Below are 22719 nucleotides of genomic sequence, written 5' to 3'. Positions count from 1 at the left end.
GAGCATGCCTCGTGAGGGTACTCCGAGGTTATTGATTCTGTTTTCGTAAGTCGTTTTAAATAATCTCTTTTATCTATTTTATTCGATTTTGCTTTCTTATATTTTAAGAACACTCCTAATGGTCTTACCATTATTACCTACACCAGTTAATACTACAGTGTCTGTTTCTGAAGGAATAGTATGCGTACCTTGGTCTATATCTGAAATAGAAATATTTCCTGGATCCAGAGTTAATGACTTTAAATTAGCAGTAATCCAGGATAGATCTCCATCTACAATATCAAAATATTGAATCATAGGATTAACAGTATCCTCCTTACTTAGATAATACAGATCTTTAGTGAACCCTGGTTGGTATATGGTTAATGTTAATGAGTCTGTTGCAAAAACCGAAGATACTGCCCTCCAATCAGAAGGATCAATGGCAAACATAATTTCGGTTAAATCAGGATTTTTATACTTAATGTATACAAGTTGTACAGGATTTACCTTAAATACAAAATTACAGGTAGCGGATTCTTTAAAACCTTCAACAGTTAACGTGTAAGTTACCGTATCTGGCATAAAATCTGCATTGTGATTAGCTATATTATATACCTTGGTAAGCTCTTGTCCCGGTACTGTATTTAGAGGAGAATTTGGATTAATTATTTGAGATTGCAACCATTTCATTACACTACTAGTACCATACATTGCTTTCCAGGATATAACAACTTTCTCCCCTGCTCCTACTATTTGTTCCTCACCAGGGTTTTTAATTGTAATTACCGGAGGAACCTGTGTAAGGGTAATAGATTGTGGTACAGATTGATTACTACCTGCCCACGCAGTTGCTATGTATGTTCGTTGAGATTCGGTATCAGAACCTACAATTACTTTATCACTTGCTGAATAAGGTGGCGTTTCAAATGTTTTTTCTCCTGGTGCTTTAGGATATCCCGAAATCACTACATTCGTGCTTGCGGCACTTTTAAATTGAAGTAAAGATTCTTGATTCAATCCTACAATTAATGGATCTAACCAAACAATAACTCCCAGTTCTGCAGGGATTTTTGAGATTTTTACAGAAGTAGTACCAACTCCTCCGTCTACATATTCATTAATGGCAACAAATGAATCCCCTGTAGATTCATTAATTGGTACCTGAGTAAACTCTACCGAAATTGTTTCTCCCGGATCTATTTGGGTATCCTGAGTCGCTGTAATTACAAAATTACCTCCAACCAAAGTACATGTAAATGGACTGGTTACATTTCCTACTTCAAAGTTTAGACTAGAAGCTAAATCACTATCTGCATCTCCTATCGGAAAAACAACATTAATACTGTCTCCCCCTCTTCCCGCTTTAAATTGAATCGAAGAGCCACTACTTATAGGATTTTCAGCTACTAATTTAAGATCATCTACAGAATTCACAAACACACTATTTGGAAGGAATGAGTATTTTAATTTTATGCTCATTGATTTCTTTTTTAATTAGGTTTTACTTTTTTTTATTGAAACTAGAAAGTTTCAGCCACCCCTCTGTTAAACTTACCGGATCAGGGGTTAATGTTGCATTTGGGGTTTGTTCAACCACAACCTTACCTGGTTGCCATTCTGTAACATCATTTCTTGCAATCCAAGCCCAATCACCACGTATTTCTGCTGGTGTTGGCATTTTTATTCGATTAGGGTTTAGCAACAAAGGTCCCTGACGAAAAGTTGCAGATAAATTTTCTAATGCAATAGACACAGGGCCGTTTGGTAATGAAATACTACTTCCTGTTAAACTACCGGATACAATAGGCATATCTCCATTTGGATCCATTAATAAGGTTAATTTTACAGATCCTTGATTAGCAGCAAGAGATACCAAATGATCTGTAATTACATACCCTGATGAAAATGAAGATTCAGTATCCAGAGTAGATTTCATTTGATCCATTGTAATACCGGTTCCATTTGTTTTTAATAATTGCTGTAATTTTTGGGTCTGTCCTCCTGCACCATAAACAGCATAAAACTTGGTATAATCATCTGCTTCAAAATATCCCATTACCCCATTTTTTTTCATGAGATTATCTCCGATGCGCACATTAAAATCTACAGAAACAAAAGGAGGGTCTTGAGGATCAAAAACACCATTATTATCATAAAACTTTCCAGTTTGATGCCAACTTTGATTATATGCAGGATCTCCTGATAGATTTAGCTCTACCTCTCCCCGCACAACTGCCAATGGTCTCCCCATTAATATTGCTAAATTATCCCCTTCTTCATTTATAGTATTATTTATCCAAAGGGTAGAATCTATTGTACTTAAAAACTCTGTATACGCCATAGCGCCATTACTTGTAGTCCCTGTTGCTAAAAGATCATTAACGAATTTTTGCAAATGCTCGTTATCTAAATTGGGTGCTGCACCAAGTGCTGTATCCAAACCTGGTGTATTATCCCAACGAATAGTTAAGTTATTATCATCTCCTGTGCTTTCTCTTCGAACTTTAATAATTTCACCTTGACTTTTACCTTCGGCATCAAATACCATAAGCGAGTCATTTAAATGATTTGGCATAACCCATCCACAAATAGGACTGGTACTGTCTGAGGAATTTGTTATAATTGTATCGTTATCCCTTTGCAAAAAACGAGGAGTCATAATTGCATCCTGTGTGATTCGAGGGGGCAGTTGGCCATACGTTTGGGTATCTCCAGAATAGTTTGGACTAGAGGTAATCATATCGGTCGACCAAATAATACCCTGAACAGGATCATTTGGGCCAAGTAAATTACTCTTCCCTTTTAAAACCTGACCATACGAATCGACCAACCATAAATCCATTACCTGAAAATGTCCAGAACGAATGGGAGAAAAAGGTTCTGCTGTCTGTTGGTTTGTGGTTCCTGTAACTGGATCAAAAAAAGTATTTTCATTAAGTAGTTCTTGAATATTCGAATCTAATGGTTCGTTTTTCATAGTATTCAAGTATGTATTCAATTGCTGTGTAAGACCCGACATAGATTGAGTTACCATATCCGTATACCCAATATTTTCTGCTACCCACTCAAGATTATCCACCGTATTTTCAGGAAGATTTTGATAGTTAGGATCATTTTTAAACATTGTGAATTTGGTCTGGATATTTTGGGCCGTCTTTAGATTAAGTACAGAGCGCCCCTGAAACTCAATTTCAGGAGATGGAGATGTTAGATTTGATCCTTGCCACTTATAATCAAGTTCTCCTAGTTTCCAATCCTTTAATGCATCAGACACGTTGGTATAAGAAGGTATCCATTTAATCTTCCAATCCATAAAAACAGGAGTCCATGGGTTTTTATTTGGTCGGTATGCCACACCAATAGAATCAGGAAATAACCCTTCAAAACCGCAAGCTAATGTAAGTGGTTCTGTTGGAGGCACTGTCTTAAACTCTGTCCAACAAGCAGTTTGCTGTTCTTGTATTTTTGTGGTTAGTTCTGCCAACTGATTCCCCTCTGGTATTTCTCCTGCCTTTTCAAAATATATAGAAGCAATTAGCATTGCATTACTTGTATCTAAAAACAACGCTTCTAACCAAAGTCCTTGAACTTCTTTTGGAAAAGCATTCCAAGAAGCTACTGTTATTTTATCTAATACATCTTTCCAAGTAATCGAAATTGCATCTGGTTGTATTACAGTATACGTCACATCTATTGCCGTAATTGTTTGTCCTGTAAATCGAATTGGTAACAACTTAGGCTCTCCACTATCCACAGGAGGTAAAAGTTTAGTATCTAATTCGCCACCACTAATTAAAACTACAGGATCTGCGGGAGCAGAAACAGGATCTATATCAATTACTTTTAATGTATAAATAGTTGGATCAATACTTTTTTGAAGATCTTCACTAAAAGCTTCAATTTGATTTTTTAATGTTGCTTGTTGGCTTTTATTCTCAGTTAAAGCTCCGCTAATAGCGTCTATACTACTACTTACTTTTTCTGATAATGTTGAAAAATCGGTGGGATCTATAAAGGAACGGTTATATTCTAAATACTCTTTTTTCATTGCAAGAGCATACAATTCCATTTGTTGGGTAATAATCGTCCAATGCAAATCATTCAGTATAGATTGATTTTTATTTAGTGATATAAGACTTTCTGTATCTTCTTGGTTTAACGGGATGGATTGTTGTCCACTTCTTGTATCTTCTGTATCTGGTTGATTGGATGTATCATCCACTCTTACAACAATCCATTCATGGCCTGCTTTTTTCTTATCAAACTTTGCATCATGAATCATACTCTCTGCCCAAACTGGATCTGTCTGAAGATCAAACAATAAATCTCTTTGAAAAGCTTCAAGTGCAGTGGCTAAATTAGGTATATCTGCTGGAGTAATACCCGATCCTGGAACCTCAGAAGCTTTTGTAGCCATATAAATAGCGATAGATGACTCTGGAGTATTTGCAATGGCCAAAGTTGGTAATTTTTGCTTACCATCTTTACCTATTGGCGCTCCAGAACCGTATGAAGGGCTTTTTCCTCTCCATTGTACGGTAGCAATCATAGAATGACATAGTGTTTGTGTAGGAAGATCTGGTTTATCGCCAGTGATACCATTTACTTGTTGCCAATCATGCCAAGCTTCAATCATTGATTTTGCCTGATCTGGTAAATTCAAATTAGATGGATCCCATGTACCAGATAGCCCGTATTCTTCTTGCCAGGCAGTCCAATCTTCTACTGCTTTTTCAACATCTTCAGATGTCCACTTAAATTTCTGTTCTAACATCGCCAACCAATCACTATCCGAATCGGCAGGTAAATTATATAATGGATCCATTTCAGGATTTGCATACCATCCAACAATCGAGTATGTATATGTTTGTGTTTTATCTGGTAAATCATCGTGCAATGCAAATACATTTTTGATATTGTCATAAGTTACAGACCAGGAAACATCTCCTGGCCCGATCGCTTTAATATCTATAGAACCAGAGTTATCCCCCGTATAATTTTCTAATGGTATATTACTACCTATTTGTCTTACTCCTAAATTGGTGTCTTCATAATAAGGATATTGATTCACCTCATTAACGTTACCATTTATATCAATTAGGATATCACTTTGTACAATAATCGGAGTGTTTTCTGGTGCTTCCCCAGCATTATTATAAGCAAATCTTGTAATAAGCCATCGATTAGGAGCTAAAGGAAAATCTACTGGTGCACCTTCTGTTGATTGTTGTGTTCCTTGTCTTAAGCTATTAGGAAGGGACCACATAATATGAGCTCCTACTGATGGACAAGTACCCGTCGAAAATGGTTTTGGTTGTGCGGTAGTTCCAAATTTCCATAAACCATAGTAATCATTTTTTAGATCTGCCCAAGTAGATTTTGCATTTACATCTCCCTGACCTATTAATAAAATATCAGTAGGTATAGGTACTAAAACAGATGGTCCTGGCCAAACAGGTGATTTATTACTCATAATTTTTTATTTAAGAATTAACCGATTTTTTTGGATTACATGAAGGAAATTGATCTCCTGTTTCGTAGGGCTGTTTCTGGGCTGTTTTAGTTAACTGAATGGCTAATCCACCAGAGGTTAGTTTATCCCCTTCAAGAGAACCCTCGGGCATAGTTGCCACTATATTACTTACCAAATCATTAATTTTAATAACTCTTGCAGGTTGACTATCTCCTGTACGATAAGAACCATAGCCTCTTAATTTCACACCGTGATCATCTTCGATTTGTTTCCCTGCCTCATAATCTCCTTTTCCTAAACCTCTAAGAAATAGGTAAAAATTGCCTGGATCTTCTGTATTATCATTTGGAAAAACACCACAATGAAGTCCTTCTCCTGGTTGAATAAACTCTACCTTATCTGGTACTCCCGAAACCAAGCATAATAATGTATTTGAAGAAAGGGTATCCATTCGTAAAATAGGTAATGTTACACCATCTTTAGTTGGATTTATTTCTAATCCCGGAAAATCAGATACTACCTGTGATCGAAAAATAAAACCAGTTATCGGGCCTCCTGCTTCACCAGAATCTGGAGGAGAAGCATCTCTTAGTGTCGATCGCAATTTTAACTGGGCTTGGTCAACCTGCTCATAAATTTGTTTAAAGAATGAAAGGTTAAACACTGCTTCTTGTGTAGAAAGAACACCCACACTCATTGCTCCATCTACTAATCTATCCATCCAGTTTCTATCCATATAAAAAAAACGGATAGACTCTGTAGGTAAAAGCCTTACATCTGGAACCATATATTCTACAGGCACTCCATAAAGAAGTGTCAATTGGGCTAACCGTTGCTTTAAATCTTCTGTAAGTACAGGAGCAGGAAATTCCCCCGATTGGGCCTTAGCCAACTGATCTAATATATCGGAATGTAATTCTTTTCGGTTTGATAAAATTGACATAATACCTATTGTTTAATTTTTTTATGTAAAACCAATAAAGGATCTTCATCATTCTCCTCTATAGTTTTCTTCTCTTCTTGAGTCATAATACCCGGCAAATGATCCCCTAGCATTATTTCCTTTCTGGTTTTCAAGATATCCCAATCTACTTTTTGGAAAGCATCGGTAAAAAATGTTCGGGTAGCGGATTGCATACTCAATTTACTCGGTCCTATATCTGCTGCCTGAATAGAAGCCGCTGCTGCCAGAGTGTTTTTTTGTTTCGAATTATTTATAATGGATCGCATATAATTTGCGCGCCAATTAAAAATTCCTCGGGCAAAAGATGCATCAGATAATGTGAGTAATCTTCCTACTTGCCAAGCTGCACTATATGCATGGTTAAAAATACCTGTCTCAGGATCGTAGTGCATGGCATGATCTGAATATATATATGGTCCATAATTACCTTCTCCTACAGGTAAATTAGATTCTCGTTTTGTGGGTGCAGGTAATAACGGTCCCCGATACCATGATGTGGCATTTTCACCAATTCTCATTTGGTTTTGCAATGGTACATATCCTATTTCCAAGGCTTCTTTTGCAACAGATTCCTCCTCTGTAGATTTATCTATTTCCATTTGAATTAGAGATGTTCCTCCATTTCCAGGAAGGCAAATAGCCTCCATCATATTTAAAAATTCTTTATTAAAAGTAGTTGTTGTAAATTCCCAACCTCCAAGACGTACCATTCTAATTTTTGTATAATCGCCTGTAATAGTATCTCCGTTTAAGTGGTTCTCATGTCCCTCAAAAGAGACTAATACAATACTGTTTTTTTGATCTAAACCTGGCAAACGATTACCCATACATAGTGAAAAACATCCGTCTGCATCCATATTTAGAACCACTTTTCCATCGGTATTTACTGCACGAGCATGGGATAAATATTCTAATTCGGCTAATGTTGGCGCTATTGCCTGAAAAAAAGTTATATCTATATCTACAACGGTAACTTTATCTGCATTTGCATCAAAATTTGGTCCTAAATCAGGACCTAATATTTTATCTCCAGGATTTACTAACTGCTCTGTGGTAACTGTTACAGGATCGCTTATTACTCTTTTAGCGCTCCCTTCCTTATACTCTTCTTCATGTATGGTTAATAAACCCATCCATGGGGTATTTTCATTTGCTGTAGCCTCTTCTGGGTTAATACCTCTGGACCAAGGCATCGTAAAATCATTAAAAACTATATTTGGAAGATAATTAGAATAATTTCCTTTTTGATTAGCTGGCGGAAAGATGGAATGGATCGCATTGGGTTTCAATACAAATCGAGGTCCATCAATAATTAACTTTTTAGTTGCAACATACTTAGGATCTTCTCCTGTATCCACTACATTGGTTACACGCTGATCTGCTACAAGATTGTAATCATCTGCTTTTAATGGAGGTTGAATGGAATCAAAAAACTGTATATTTCCAGCTCCAACTGTTCCTGGTTCAGTTATTATACTATTAGACATACATTTATTTTTTTTGAATTAATTTTACACTACTCGATTCATGTAAATCGTCTTTAAAGTCAATCCCTCCTTCTATCAAATTGAGATCATTAATTAACTTACTTACTTTACAATTAGATGCATACATACCTAAAATCTCCGTTTCCTGATCTATGAAACTAATAATAGCACCGTAAAAAGTTTCCGTTTTAGTAGGAGCTTCAAATAACAAAAGTGTATTTCCTTCATAATGCTGTATGGAAGTAGCAATTGTTTTTCCTGCTTTTGTAGGTACTTCATTTGCTGTAATAGAAACTTGTAAAGCATCTGCATTTACATCTCCCACTACTAATATTCCAAAAACTTTACATTGCCTAGAAAAAACCGTTTGTATCCAACCTTTACGAATAACATTACCTTTAGTTTTTACAGTATTCAATGCTATTAGTTCACTTGCTTTTACGTGACCTATTTGTCCTTTTCGGGGTTTTATTTGTCGACTATTCTGAACGCGAATAAGACACCCATTTGCTAATGCCCATGTTCCATTAATTTTTGAAAGGTTCATATTTATTTGCCAGCCAACAGTACTATCCAGATTTGTTTTATATCCATGAATCACTACTTGCCCTATTTTTGAATGTAAATCGTAAGTCCCTGAATTATCATAATAATTTAAATTCAATAAACTTCCGTATTCATCAAAACTGGCAATTAACGACGGTAAACTGCCTTCTTGCTCTAAAATCAAGTTCATTTCAGGATCTGTTTTCCAAATAAATGTGGTACCATCATACAATGTTTTGGCGGATGTACCTACATAATTAGCCCCATCTATTAAGCGGTTTTCTTTTGCTACTTTATTAGTCGTTTTCCATTGTCCTCTAGCCTTACTCGATATCACAGGGATACCATTTTCTTTTTTAGTACTTCCTCCTCTTACTTTATAAGATTGCAGTTGAGCTTGAAGAAGTGGTGCATATAGATTAGGAGATTCTATCGCCGAACTTTGTACTACATTTGTAGTAAAACTGATAAATTGACCTGGCTCTACTTCTCCTCCATTCTGATATATCCCAACTCTTGCTAATACTGGAAAATCCTGTAAAATTAGATTTGCCGATGAAGCCATTACACTAAGATCCGGATTTAAAGGAGCGTTAATATTGGAAAGTTGAAGAGCTTTATAAATACTATTACGCTTACTAATCACACTATCCTCCATAATTGTTTGCTTAATCATGGTATAGGCAATGCTTTGATATGCATTAGGATACAATTCTGCAGCAGGATATTTTGGTGTAAAATCATACGCAAGTCTTTTAGTATCTCCTTCCGCATACTCCAAGTTTGAAAGGGAAAACTCAGGTATAACAGTACGATACACATATTGACTAGCATTAATAGTTAATCCAAATAATGCAGATGATATAATCATGGTTGTTGGATCGGGAGCAATCTCTCGATTCAATTCTGTTCTGGCCCATAATGCAGATGGTGCCCCATTATTACTCGGGGTAAGTGAGATATTTCGTTCTCTTAAATTAATCTCATTTCCTGCTTCATCAGTTAATTTAACCGTCATTGGTGAGATTAATTCATCTTCTTTCCCCATAGGTCTTACACCTATTTCTGAACTTCCTTCTAATAAAGTATCAGAACTTGCAACAGTAAGCGTACTAATCGGAATCGCAGATTCTACCGTTAATTGCCAAGGGATTGGTTGTATAGTCCATTCATTACTACTATCTCCTTCACTGCCATCATTATTATCTTGTTCCAGACCTATTTGAGCTGTCCATTTTACAACTTCCTGGATTTCTTTTTCTTCGCTATCATTTGCAAATACTTTGACTAAAGCATCATTTTGATTACTCTGAATGGATTCTGTAGAGGAACTGGGAGAAGGTAAAAAAGCTTCTTCAAAACCAGCCCAATCCAAGTTTTCTTTACTTGGGTTATTATCTTGATTACCTATAGGAATAGAGAAGCTGATTACATACCAGTCTACTTCTACTTTACCATATACTGGTGGTCCTTTTAACTCAAGTGTACAGCCTAGTTTAGCAACTAAACGTACAGAAACACCCGCTATGGTTGTTTCAAAACCTGCAAATACGGTAACACCAATAGCAACATTAAAGTAAAAAGGATTCCATTCAATCAAGAAATTAGCATAAGCATCTAAACCTGCAATTAGCGGTCCGGCATTAAATGCAATGGTTAAGTACCCTCCTGCCATTATTGCAGTTGGACATATTGCAAAATAAGCCCCGCCAGTAATAGCAACTTGTCCCACACTAAAATCTAATTTCCAATTAATACCTAAACGTGGTACATCGGGATAATAAGAAGGTTTATTAAATGCTGGATGATATCCGCCCAGAGTGACTACAAAATCACCCGCAGGAATCCTTCCACCATCTTCTAATGGAATATCCTTAAACCATAAATAGAAAGCAAAGCCACCTGTAATTTTAACATCACGTGCTAAAACAAATGAATTAGGAGTTAATTGTGCTTCGGCAGAAACATAACCTACTATTGGATTTATAGTTACTTTAATTGCCAGTTCCATATAGGCTAAAGCCAAATTTGTAGATACCTTAGGAGGCAACGTAGCTGTAGAAACGCCTAAAAGATTAAATTCTAAATCTTTACCAAAACTAAGAAAAAGTAATGCTGTGGTTTCTAGTAGCCCAAATGATGTAAATTTTAATCCAGCGGCAAACCAATACTGTCCAACTTGAGGTCGAATTACATCATTTAACTGAAGTAAAGCCTGCATTGGATCTTCTCCTTCTGTAAAAGAACCTTCTGCTACTCCTTTTACTAACGGAAAATTAGCTACATTTTCGATACTTGGAATATCTAAGGTTCGATTATATGCAAATCCTGCTGCAATACCTGTAATAAAAAAGGCTGGAACACCACCCAAGGGTGCATTTAAAACACCAAAAATAAACATAGACGTAGCTGTTTCGCCATCTCCCATATCTATTTGGGCATACGACCCTAAAGCACCTAATGAAAATTTAGCACTAGATAAAATTGCAACGCCAGTATAATTAACAATACCATCTATCTCATCTTTAAGAAAACCAGCATTAATATTAACTCCTCCTGAATAATCTATAGCAAAACCATCCAGATCTATCGTATATGCGTTCCAATCTGTTGGTTGTGTTACAGGAACTCCAACTTTTAAACCTTGTAGACTAGCTTTAAAACCAGCTAGTTCAAGGCTTCCGGAACTAATAAAATCTAATATTGGTGGATTCTTTTCTCCTTCCCAACCCACACCAACACTTTCAATATAAAGTGGTCCAAAACTACGTTGCACAGGTACAATAACCTCTGTACCGTTACCAGTATTACTTCTTAAATTTACCCAAAGTTTATCTATATATCCTATATCTACAGAAAATTGCGGATCTGTATCTGAGTTATCCCCATCTTTTTCTCCTGACCCTAATACATTTTTAGCTACGGGATTATTGCCTCCTCCTTCTGAAATACTTTCTGGAGCTAAAGAAATCCCCATTTGATCAAATGTTAAACCTGCTCCAAATTGCATCTTTATAGGTTCGTCTCCCTGAAATTGCATATCAAATAAAGCACGTGGATCTACAGTTCCTAATTTAAAATTACTGTAGTTAACAATAGGTTGGCCATTTTTACCTATAAGATCGAATCCTACATTGTTTAACACCAAGTTAAACAGAGTAAAATCGACAGAATACTTACCCCCTCCATTATCTTGAATAGGAATATAAAAACCAATACCTGCATCTCCAAACGAAGGTGTACCGTTCATACTTTTACTTATCCATTCTGAATTTTCTGCTCCTATTTGAAATACCAGATTTGGAATAGCCTCAATTGTAAGACCTGGTGCTTGAACCAATAACCCAAATTTACCTTCGTCATCTGTCTTTGGTCCTATACTAATTTTTCCTTTCTCTCCAAAAGTTAAAAGTGTCCATTGTTGGTTTAGTAAAGTATATAAAAAGCTGCCTAAAAATTCGGTTGGTGTTATTTGTGCTAATTCATCAAAAGATCTTAAATAATATCTACCCTTGGTTTCTTGTACAACTTGTGTTGCTTCTAACAGTGCTACAGGAGTTATAGTAGATGATGTAATTAATGGAGTTTCTAACCAAGGTTTTACATGATCGTTATTCAAAATCAATAAAGAAACATATCGCGGTAATACATCTTTAATAACATTAAGCAACCAGGCAGTCACTTTATTACTAATGTCTCCTCCTCCAAAAAAGTTTGGTAATAACTCTACATTTAAAGGAGATGGAATACTTAGGTTATTTGGGTCTGCTAATGGATCGAAGCTAAAATTAAACGTATTAGCCTCAAAACTAAGATGTAATGCAGGACCATTTAAAACTTCGATAGGTACCATAAGATCTAAGCCAAAAGTAATATCTAAGCTACTTGTGTCTAAATTATACGCTACTCCCGTAGGCGAAAATTGCATTTTAAGTAATTTCATTTCAGGCAACTCTACTCCTGCCCATAAACCAATAGCATTGGTATTATCCAAACCTGCTAATAGTTTAAATGGCAAACTAGCACTTGGAATATACTGTATTTCCCCCCCAATTACAGATAAGGATTCTGGTGGCAACGCTAATTTTAACAAATCTACTATCGCTTGTGCGGTATCTGGAGCGCCTGTTATTGAAAAACGTTCTTTAACCCATGCAAAAGCTACTTCTTCCAGATCATTCAATAAACTATCCCCGTTCTTTCCTGAATTAATACCCGTATTAAAAACATGGATAATATTTGTCATTAATTCATTAACATCTGTTTGAGTAGCAAAACTATTCATTGCTGCAAAAAACTTACCTGCATCTGTAGTTTCTGCGGGATACGTTTCCAGAAGGTAATTCATCAATTTAGGTGCAAGATCATTTATAACCATCGCTGCTCCAGTTGCCAAGGCTTCTCCCGCAATAGTTCCCCAGCCTTGAAATGGCAATAATTGCACACCTAAACCAGTAGGGTCTAGCACTGTTCCTTGAGAAAGAGATAACTGAAATCCCTTATCGTATCTTAAGTGGGTAAAAAAACCATCTTCCAGAGAAGGTATGGTTGCCTCTATATCTAAACCTCCTGAAAATGCTGGCTGATAATCCTTGTTAAGAGTTACCCCAAAATTCAAATTTTTAAGAGAAGCTAAATTGTTAACGATAGAAATAGTATCCACCCCAAAATCGAAAGTAGCAAGTCCATCTTCACCATTCATATCCATTTTAAATCCAAACGGAAGGCCACTCATCTCCATTCCTTTACCAGGAGTAGGGGTTACTTTCATCCCATTATACTCTACCTCTGGTAGTTCTCCTAATAATGTTATTAGTTTTGGGATACTAAATTTACCGTCTGTACCTAATACTTCATCGGATAATATCCAGTCTAACGGATCGGATAATATACCCATTAATGATGGCATACTCCATATATTATCTTCATCCTGACCAATACCTAAACCTGTAAATATTTTTTGAATCAACTCATACTTACTAAGTAATTCATCTTCAAAAATGGTATTTAATAGAACGTTTAATGTATATGCTGGAGCTAAATTGGCAACTTCTTTTTCAAAAATGTCACTATCAAAAGGATATAAACCGAGTGAAGCCGCTGATGGTTTCTGCCCGTCTCCCCAGATTACTCTTACTGCAAAGTCTGGAGTAAGAAAAGTTCCTTTATCCATGCGTAACCCTAAGGCTGTTGCCAAAGTAAAACCTACTTTTGGAATATAAATATCTCCTGTAAAAGTAAGCGTTTCATTACTAATGTTTAGTTCTATACTACCAAAAAGAGTAGCAAACCCACCTATATCAATCCCATTTTTAGGTAATATTGCAAAGGTAATGAGTCCATTTGCAGTTGTACTAAAAGTAATATTACCATAATCTACTGGATCTAAGTTAGAGGCTATTTGAGCAGATAAGGCCCTAACTGCATCTGCATCTGTAAAGAAATTTTGAAATCGGGTAATTAGTCCTTGCACTGGATTTGTAAATACTTCTAATATAGCATCAGGCAATAGTGGATAACCATCACTTGCAGCACCACAAATCTCTATTGCAGATAAAAACTGTAAAGCTGGCTCAGGAAGAGATGGAACAGTAATCCCTGTAATTTGTTGTAAAAAGTCGAATAATTCTACTCGGTTTTCGGGATCCTTAAGTAAGGATAATAACTGAGTGGACATATAACTCGTAGGACTCGCTAATAACCCGTTCCAACCACCAGTATTAATCCCGTAAGGAGCACTATTATTTTCTCTGTTAAGAGCAAGACCTAATATCTCAAACAATTGATATGCAGTTTGAAAACCACTGTCCTCTGTAACAGATTCCTGACTTGTCGCTACTTGAATAGCTCCGTTTATTAAAGCCAGAAAAGAAGACTGTAAATTTGAAGCAAAATCTGTACTTAGATAGTCATCAATAGTAACCAAAGCAGATTGAAAATCCGTACCCAATTGAGCATTTACCAAATTGATAACTGGGTTAAATGCTACATTTCCATCCTTTAAGGACAAAGAAAATCCAAGCTGAATCTCATCAATGCTACCTATACTGCCCATATCTACCAATTTTCCTGATGGTTTAGAGATGGTACCTATAAAATAAAGTGACGGTGCATTATTTATAAATTCTATTTTCTGATCTTTTGTAGAATATTCAACGATATTTAGTTTTAAATCCAGATCAAACTGTATTTCTGTTGTTCCTGTACTTGGGTAGTTAAATAGTTGATTACGCCCAAAACCCATTCCTAAGTTTTGTTGCTCTTTAGTATACCAAACGGGTAAATTAAACCCTAAAGGAATTGGTGTAATCCAAGGTTTATCAAATGTACCAGCTCCTTCAATGACTGGTGCTATATTTACATCTGTCATAGTATACGCAAGTAAGCCTAATATACTCTTACCTTTTTCATCTGTAGCAAAAGCCTGATCTATTTGGTTATTAAGATCTGGCCAAGGGTCTGTAAAACTAGTAAAAGGATATAATTCGAAACCTGTCCAAGTAAGTCCACTAGTTGGAAATATTGGAGAATTAGCTATGTCTTTTACAAATCCCATCGCCCCAGCAACAAATAAAGCTGCTCTGGATTGTGTACGGATAAGCATTGTACCTAATGCTGAAACAAGAAAAGGTCCAAAGGTAGAAGCTGTTTGCGTAACCAAATTTTGTAAGGAAGATTGATCATCAAAGTTTAAATCTGTACCTAAAGCAGTAGTTTCTCCATCTACTATTAGTGCAGGACCATTTACAAACATAGACCAAGACCAAAAATTCTGTTGACTCCATGCAGCAGATAATTGAGAGGAACTTACTTTTACTTGCATCCCTCCAACCTCTGGAGTTTCATACTCGTTGGGTAACGAAAGCCGAACTCCTACATTAGATAACCAATCTGCTGTAACAGTATCAAAACTACCTGTTTTAGGAAACGTAATAGTCGCTGCATCTAACTCAAGAGATGCTATAATTTCTGTACCCCCAAGAGTAAGTTCTGGAGCCAGTTCTACCCCAATGTTTAGAACAACAGTATCTTGTATATTTTCCTGATAACATGTTAGATAAGCAGGCAAAGTTATATCTGTTGTTGATATACCTGCTTTCCATGGGTTATCTTGTTCTCCTGTACCTGTTAAAACAATTGGAGAAGTTTCTGTAGCAACTTGTAATAGCTGTGCAAAAGATTCGACGATATAAGCAAAAGCTGCTTTCCCTTCAATTTGTTGCCCATAGGTCAACACTTTTGCATAATAATCTGCCCATGATCCAATAGGATTGGTGATAGAACTAATCATGCCTTCTGCAGAAAATGGTGCTACCAAATCATTTGGCCAATTGTTTCCTGCTTGTGCTGGAGGTTGTAAACCTATTATTGTTCCTATACTATCTGACAATTTCTCGTTTCCGGTACCGAAATTGAGCAAACTTTGTAAACCTTCGCTTAGAGCTTCTGCACCTGCTTGCGCTAATTGACCCGGGGAGAGTAGATCTAGTGTATCATAATGTGTATTACCTATATCCACTGTATTTAAACCAAACCAAGGCATCATAGTGGCTTCTGTACCGAGTGACATTCCTCCTTCAAGAGAGCCAATCGAGTATTTTGTGCTTTCAAGATCAAATTCTGCTAATGGATCTGATCCTATTTTATTTACAAGATTAAATTTTGTTGTAAAATTGATTGTAGGAGCCAGACCAATAGAATTTCCTGTGATTTGAAATTTAGCTAACTCTGCATCGGCCTGCATTACAAAATTAATATCTGATCCTCCTAGCGAAATAGCGGTGCTTTTGAATGCTAATCCTGGATATAAAATTCGTGTACTCTCTCCTACTACATCTGTACCAAAAGCTAAACTTATGGTACCTATTTCACTAACATTAAGAAGCGAAATTAGGAAAGGAGAGTTTCTTGAACCATCTCCAGAAACAGAAGGGTCATTAAATAAAAATCCAGAAAAACAGGATAACCATGTCTTAAATGTATTATTATCTGAAGCAATAGAATTAAACCAATCCAGAAAAATAGCATCTGCATTATTATTTTGAGCAGCTGCAAATAAATCATACCATTTTAAAACTGGAAGTATTGCATTTGGAGCTCCTTCAGCTTTTGGAACATCTGGGCTAAAACCAAACAATGGTGGGAAATATTTAATATTCTCTTCCAAATCCGGGAATACTTTACTTAAGCCACCTACAAAAAGGCTTGCTGCTGTATTCATGATCTGTTCGGCAGTAATTGCTTCCAAATCAGAAAGAGATCGATTAGACGGTTGATTTTCTCCTGCTAATTGCAGACCTATAATTTCAACTCCTAATTCAAAAGGAGAGGTTCCTGCTACCGCCTTTGCTAAATCAATATTTGCATTAACTTTAACCCCGTTAAACTCTATACCATTAATCTGAATAATTGGATTAGCTGGATCTGGCCCATTAACTCCTGCTCCAAAAACAATAGGATATCCCTGCGATACAAATGTTATTTTTACAGGATCTTCTGCATCCTCTGGATCAATTGCTACAAAAGGTATTAAACCCCAAATAGAGGATTGAATCGTTACAGGATCTCCAAATTCCCATGCATGATAAACTCCTAAACCTATCACTGTACTAGTATCTTTTTGATACGTTACAATATTTACTCCTGTATTTACATCTTCTCCATCTTTAGAATATTTTATTGGATACCACGTACCCAAAACACCTGGGTTTTGAATAGGAATACCTAATGCATTACCCCCTATCTCGCCAAATAATTCGGAAAATAAATTAGTAAACTCTTTTGGATTTTTTACAATCCCGGCTTTTGTATAGGTATATGGATCTGTAAACCATTCTGAAATTAGAGAATATGAATCATCCCCCTCGCTTTTAAGCAAGCCGACCAGTACTCCCAAACTACTAAGGATTGGATCTAGCCCAGAAAAGCTGGAAGTTGATTTTGAGGTCGTAACCTCTTCAAGTACCGGATCAAATGATATCATGAGTAATAAGTTAAAGTGAATAAATTATGTTGTTCTGCCTGGATCCAGAAGGTTTAAATAACTACTTAAAGCATGATCTGTATCTTCGATAAAATCTAATTGACCAATAAGAGCCACAATATTATCTATAGGATTAAAAATGGGTAGTGTTTTTAATGCGGTTGCAATACTATCGCTTGGGCGAAGAATTTGATAGCTAACACTACCTAATTTTTCGCTAAAATTAGCTGCAAAAGCTGTCCCTGCCCAATAATTTGATCCAAATGTGTAAATCCCATTTATGGCAATTGGAGTATCCATATTAAATGTAAAATCTGCCGCCGCCATATTGGCAAGAACACCTCCAAAGCCATGACCGGTTAGGTATAATTTTTTACCATCCACATACTTCAAAACTTTCTCTCTGACTACATCTGCTAATATAACGCCATCACTATCCGGAGATCCATAATACACATTATTAGCGCCACTGGTTACCATTTCTCCGTATGGGGTGTTTGCCGTATTTGTATCCGCTTCCATCGACAAAAATTCTTCAAAAGTTATTGTACCTCGAAATGCTACAACTACACTACTAGTATTTATAAAAACAATCGCGATAAGGCTATTAGAATACTTAATATTTGCAACTATCGAATATGGGGAGGGATTTGGAAAACCAGTACTATCTGGTTGCATTGCTTGTTGATATGTAAGAGCCGTCAACTCTCCTAAAGAAAAAGCCTGCGATTGACTAAACCCTTCGGGAGCGTTTGGAATGCTTGTTGGCGTGGGTATAACTGTTTGTGGAGTTCCCCCCAAAGCCTTCAAATAAAAATTTGAATCACGAACTTCCCATGGTGTAAAATAAGGTTTTGGTACAGCAGTAGTAATCTGGTCTGAAGTACCTAATGGTTCATAATTTAAAGTTTCTCCTACGGGTTGACTCGGAAATAAATCAACAGGTAATATGGTTGTCCCGGCAGTAACAAGATACGCCTGTACTACACGTTGATTATAGATGGTTTGAAAATCTAATGTTCCTACATTTCCTGCTGAAAAAATATACGATGGCGGTTGGGTATCCTGAGGTGGATTTTGTTGTGCTGGTCCTTTTTGACCTGGTCGAAAATCCATTGCCACGATCTGTGCCAAGGGACCACCAATACCAATCCCTGTTATATATAATGGTTTTCCTTTTACACCCGGGTTTTCTAAGTAACTTAATGCATCCCATACCGGGGATCGCAAAAAATTATACGCTATCACATAAGGACTAAATACAGTAGAATTGCCTTGAGGCTTCCCCATAACAGAAGTCGGTAACATCTGTCTGTTTTCTGGATTAAATCCTGAGTGATACTCCCCTAATATATTCTGCCATGGCCATCCTATTGCCATACAAGCAATCACCTCATCACCAACATTACCATACGCTAATGAAATCTGAAGATTACCTATACCTGGGGCAAATACCGATTTTGTCGTGAGGCTTTTCCAGGTATTTGGCAATGCCAGAGGGTTTGAAATTAAATTAGGACTGGCTGCACGTGCAGCCAGCTGTATTAAAATTTGTTTCAGTTGCTTGGTATCCATTTTATGATTTCTTTTCGAAGATTTTTTGCCCAGGCTTTCCATTTGGTCCCGGATTTCCAGTTGTACCTGTATTTCCATTAGTTCCAGAGGGGCCAATTCCGCCTCCTGCTGCTTCAGAATTTAGACCTCCTTTACCTCCTATTCCAAAATTACCTGTTTTGCCTGCTGCCCCTCCTATACCTGATCTACTATCGAGATTAAATAAAGCCCGATTTGGTGTTTGTTCATAATATACATAGATATCCCCGCCATTACCGCCAGCTCCACCATTGCCAGCATTGCCAGCATTGCCAGCATTACCACCATGTCCTCCTAGAAGTGTCTCGGTACAATGCTTCCTAAACCAGGATTCATCGGGATTATTTCCTGAGTTTCCACCTGCTCCGCCATTGCCACCTGATCCGCCATTACCACCTGATCCGCCGTTTCCTCCTTCACTTAAAATATATAGTATATTAGCTCCTGTTTTAAAAATAAACTCATTTACATCTAACACAAATGTTGGTGGTGTTGGAGCATCTTCTCCAGAAGTAGCATTAGTAGCATCAAAACCATCAGTTCCAGGCTCTCCAGCAGTAGCACATGTTCCACTACCAAATAATGGTTTCTCCCCGTCTTTTCCGTTATCTCCTGGTTTTCCATCTAACCCAGTTAAACCATCATCTCCATTATCACCATTCATAGGTGTACAATCATCTTCTCCTGGTGTCAAAATAAAAACAGTTGGTTGCTCTTGCTCCGTTTCTTCTTTCATAATAAATTGATGTATTATATTGGGATTACACTAGCAGTACCTGCTGCTCCTGGGTTTCCTGGATTCCCAGGAGTACCTGATTTACCTTTTGTAGAACCAGTTCCACCTGTTCCTGCGTCACCTCCTGCACCTCCTAAAGTTTTGTCTGCAGTTATAGTCCATGTTGCATCTTTATTTACTTTGTAATACAGATAAACTTGCCCACCATTTCCACCGTTACCACCTTTACCACCATTACCGCCATCACCACCAATACCTTGTGGACCATCACTTGCAACATTACATGCGCTATCGGTATGTCCGTCTTTTGAGGTTCCTGCATTAGGATCAACCCCGGCTGGTCCTCCTGGCCCTCCATTTCCTCCGTTTCCACCATCTCCACCAGCCTGTCCATTTTGAGCACCTACTGTAATAGTTATATGCCCAGACAATTCATCTACTGTATTTGTAAAAATTGGCCCGTGTTGACCAGATTGTCCATTTGTTCCTGAGGTAGCGTCTCCTCCTTCAAGACCTTTTTTTCCATCTGTGGGTTGTTGTGAGCATTTCCATTTACAATCTCCCGAATCATAATAACTTGATCCATTTGTTCCTGGTGTACCAGTATCTGTAGGAGTATCTCCGGGTTTACCGTTATTTGCTTTTGCAGGACTAATCGGCTTCTCAACCGTGCAATCAATTGTACTATCTGCCATAATAAATGTTTTTAATGATTTTTAAATAAGTTTAGCTTTCCTGAATAAATTGTTGACATGTCATACTCCCATCTCCTACTACCAGAATCTGGCCTCCTTTTTCAACCGTTAGTATACCATAATTAGCTACCGTACCTGCTTCTATTCTTAATATTTCACCACTTTTTACCGTATAGTTGGGTTCTGAATATGCTGCCATGGCAGATGGAAAAAGAGTGTTGTTAATCAAAGCCTTATCCTCTTCACTTATTTTATGAGATTTGCCATATACATAAGAATGAGCAAGTCTTTTTAAATGATGAATTTGATCACTAGTTAAGTCTCTTTTAGCCGTATTTGGATCTATACCTGTCGACTCTGGATACGTAATGTGATCATCATTATTATCATTTGATGCACCTACTACCTTTTTAAGTTCATCTATGCTCCCCAAAGCGATTAATTTATGAGGCAAGGTAGTTTTAGCAGGATCTGCTGCTAATACTGTTACACCACTGGATGATTTTCTTAAATTATTTACTCCTCCCAAGGCAGAAGTATGTTCTCCTGATTGAAATCCAAGTCGAGAAGCCTGAGCCTCGAATTGTTTTTGTTGTTCCGTTGATAATGCCATGTTTTAATTTATTTATTATTTTATAAAATTTATTGTGTGATTACAGAGATATGGTTATCAGAATTATTTACTTAAATCCTACTATTTTTTAACAGAACTAAGCTAAATCATTATCTGGGAAATAAATATTTCACCCTATTGCAATGGTTAACCAGTAATTAAAGTACTTGATTATGAAACCAGAAGTATATTAGATTACAAATTGTAGATTTTATTGATTTCTCTACCTTTTTATATCATTTTTAATTTGTCTCTTCTAAAATTTTAAGGATAAGGCTCAAAAATTTTACATTCTAAAGCAAACTGAAGATTTTTTGAATTGAAAAGACTTCTTTTTTACAGATTCTATCTTTAAAGAGCAATTCTTATTCTAATAATATTAGTAGATAAAATCACCATAAATGATGGTAAAATTTTCTTAAAATAAAAAAATAAGCACATAACAGCATACTATATATCTAAAACCATGAGTTATTAGGGGTTAATAATATTCTTTTACACAAAAATTTTTATATAGCTTCACTTAATTCTAACTCGTATGTATAATTTTCAGTATTTTTTATTGTTCTTTTTATGTAGTTTACCCATTATTGCCCAACAATGTGATGACAGGGTTTGGTCCGGAGTAGCAAAATACCATCAGGTAACAGATGCTATAACATCTTGCGGATATTCCCCAATGGTTGATGACACACTATATGCTGCATTAAGGGCTACAGATTATCAAGCTGAAAGGCTTTGTAACACATGTCTAAAAGTAAGTTCTGATAAAGGCAGTGTTATTGTAAAAGTAATGGATAAATCCGGCACTCATGGATTAGACATCCATAAAAAAGCTTTTGCCAAATTAGGAGATACCCTTCAAGGAAATGTTAAAGTAACATGGCAAATCACAACTTGTCCCGAAAAAGGAAATATTGGATATTACTATTCCAAAAGTTCCTTTGTGTCAGAAAAAAGGGTAATGGTTGTAAATACCAAATCTACTGTCAAAAAATTATATTTCAGGTATCAGGACAATGATTTTAAAGAAGTTTTTCGTGCAAAAAACAATAGCAATGACTTTTTTGTAATCCCTTGGCGAGACGATCAAAATTTGGGACCTTATGATTTTAAAGTTGTAGATGTGTATGATAATTCTATAACCGATCATAATATAGGTTTTGCTCCGGATACTACTTTTTTTGGTCAAAATCAATTTACTGAATGTGATAAGACCACCCAAACCAAAGGTGAATTTATGGATAAAAAAGCTGTGAAATATGAAAACCCTATGAGTCGCAACGGATCCATTTTTATCGAATCAGACCAAAAAAAACATTTTAAACTCTATTTATATTCAATAAATGGCAATAAGGTGCTAGAAACCAACCTTGAAAGCAACTCCAAGAAGCAACCCTTTAAAGAGGTTCAGGCAGGATTATACATTATTTCTATACGAAGTGGTAAGGATATAATTTTGAACGAAAAACTTGTCGTTCAATAAAGAATATCCCAATATCCTTTGTATTAGCTTAATTCTATTAGGTTGTTGATTTTATACCATTTGTATTTTGAATCTACTGTAAAATAATCTCAGAGCAAGCTCAAGAGGAATTATACCATTTTAACTTTGAAATAGTGCGTATAGAAATTGAATTTATTTTT

Annotated in this window: 10 protein-coding genes; 1 reads left to right on the top strand and 9 read right to left on the bottom strand. The window is 36.4% G+C overall.

The genetic code is table 11. The features are described from left to right. Positions 1 to 96 precede the first annotated feature (96 nt). Genes ACZIYX_RS06065 through ACZIYX_RS06025 form a run of 9 tightly spaced genes read right to left on the bottom strand, consistent with a single transcriptional unit; the run spans position 97 to position 21072 of the window. The gene (locus tag ACZIYX_RS06065) at positions 97 to 1461 is read right to left on the bottom strand and encodes a hypothetical protein (protein ID WP_462681316.1); all 1365 of its coding nucleotides are present in this window, start codon (positions 1459 to 1461) and stop codon (positions 97 to 99) included. 22 nt (positions 1462 to 1483) lie between these two features. After that, positions 1484 to 5455 carry a hypothetical protein gene (locus ACZIYX_RS06060; protein WP_462681315.1) on the bottom strand — a complete coding sequence of 1324 codons (3972 nt, stop codon included), beginning with the start codon at positions 5453 to 5455 and terminating at the stop codon, positions 1484 to 1486. Between the two features lie 10 nt (positions 5456 to 5465). Next, entirely contained in the window at positions 5466 to 6398 is a 933-nt protein-coding gene (locus tag ACZIYX_RS06055; protein WP_462681314.1) for a hypothetical protein, read from the bottom strand. Positions 6399 to 6403: 5 nt separating this feature from the next. After that, the gene (locus ACZIYX_RS06050) at positions 6404 to 7906 is read right to left on the bottom strand and encodes a hypothetical protein (protein WP_462681313.1); all 1503 of its coding nucleotides are present in this window, start codon (positions 7904 to 7906) and stop codon (positions 6404 to 6406) included. Positions 7907 to 7910: 4 nt separating this feature from the next. Beyond that, positions 7911 to 17435, bottom strand: a complete 9525-nt coding sequence (locus ACZIYX_RS06045; protein ID WP_462681312.1) for a DUF6603 domain-containing protein — start codon at positions 17433 to 17435, stop codon at positions 7911 to 7913. A 24-nt stretch (positions 17436 to 17459) separates the two neighbouring features. Next, complete coding sequence (locus tag ACZIYX_RS06040) at positions 17460 to 19010, bottom strand: lipase family protein (protein ID WP_462681311.1); 1551 nt, start codon at positions 19008 to 19010, stop codon at positions 17460 to 17462. 1 nt (position 19011) lies between these two features. Then, positions 19012 to 19764 carry a hypothetical protein gene (locus ACZIYX_RS06035; RefSeq protein WP_462681310.1) on the bottom strand — a complete coding sequence of 251 codons (753 nt, stop codon included), beginning with the start codon at positions 19762 to 19764 and terminating at the stop codon, positions 19012 to 19014. A 14-nt stretch (positions 19765 to 19778) separates the two neighbouring features. Beyond that, complete coding sequence (locus ACZIYX_RS06030) at positions 19779 to 20459, bottom strand: hypothetical protein (RefSeq protein WP_462681309.1); 681 nt, start codon at positions 20457 to 20459, stop codon at positions 19779 to 19781. Positions 20460 to 20490: 31 nt separating this feature from the next. Further along, the gene (locus ACZIYX_RS06025) at positions 20491 to 21072 is read right to left on the bottom strand and encodes a hypothetical protein (RefSeq protein ID WP_462681308.1); all 582 of its coding nucleotides are present in this window, start codon (positions 21070 to 21072) and stop codon (positions 20491 to 20493) included. A 538-nt stretch (positions 21073 to 21610) separates the two neighbouring features. Between ACZIYX_RS06025 and ACZIYX_RS06020 the strand changes: the two genes are divergently transcribed. Further along, positions 21611 to 22558, top strand: a complete 948-nt coding sequence (locus ACZIYX_RS06020) for a T9SS type A sorting domain-containing protein (protein WP_462681307.1) — start codon at positions 21611 to 21613, stop codon at positions 22556 to 22558. Positions 22559 to 22719 lie beyond the last annotated feature (161 nt).

The organism is Aquimarina sp., from assembly GCF_977115655.1.
Note: the sequence above shows the minus strand (reverse complement) of the source record. Positions and strands in the feature narration are given on the sequence as shown.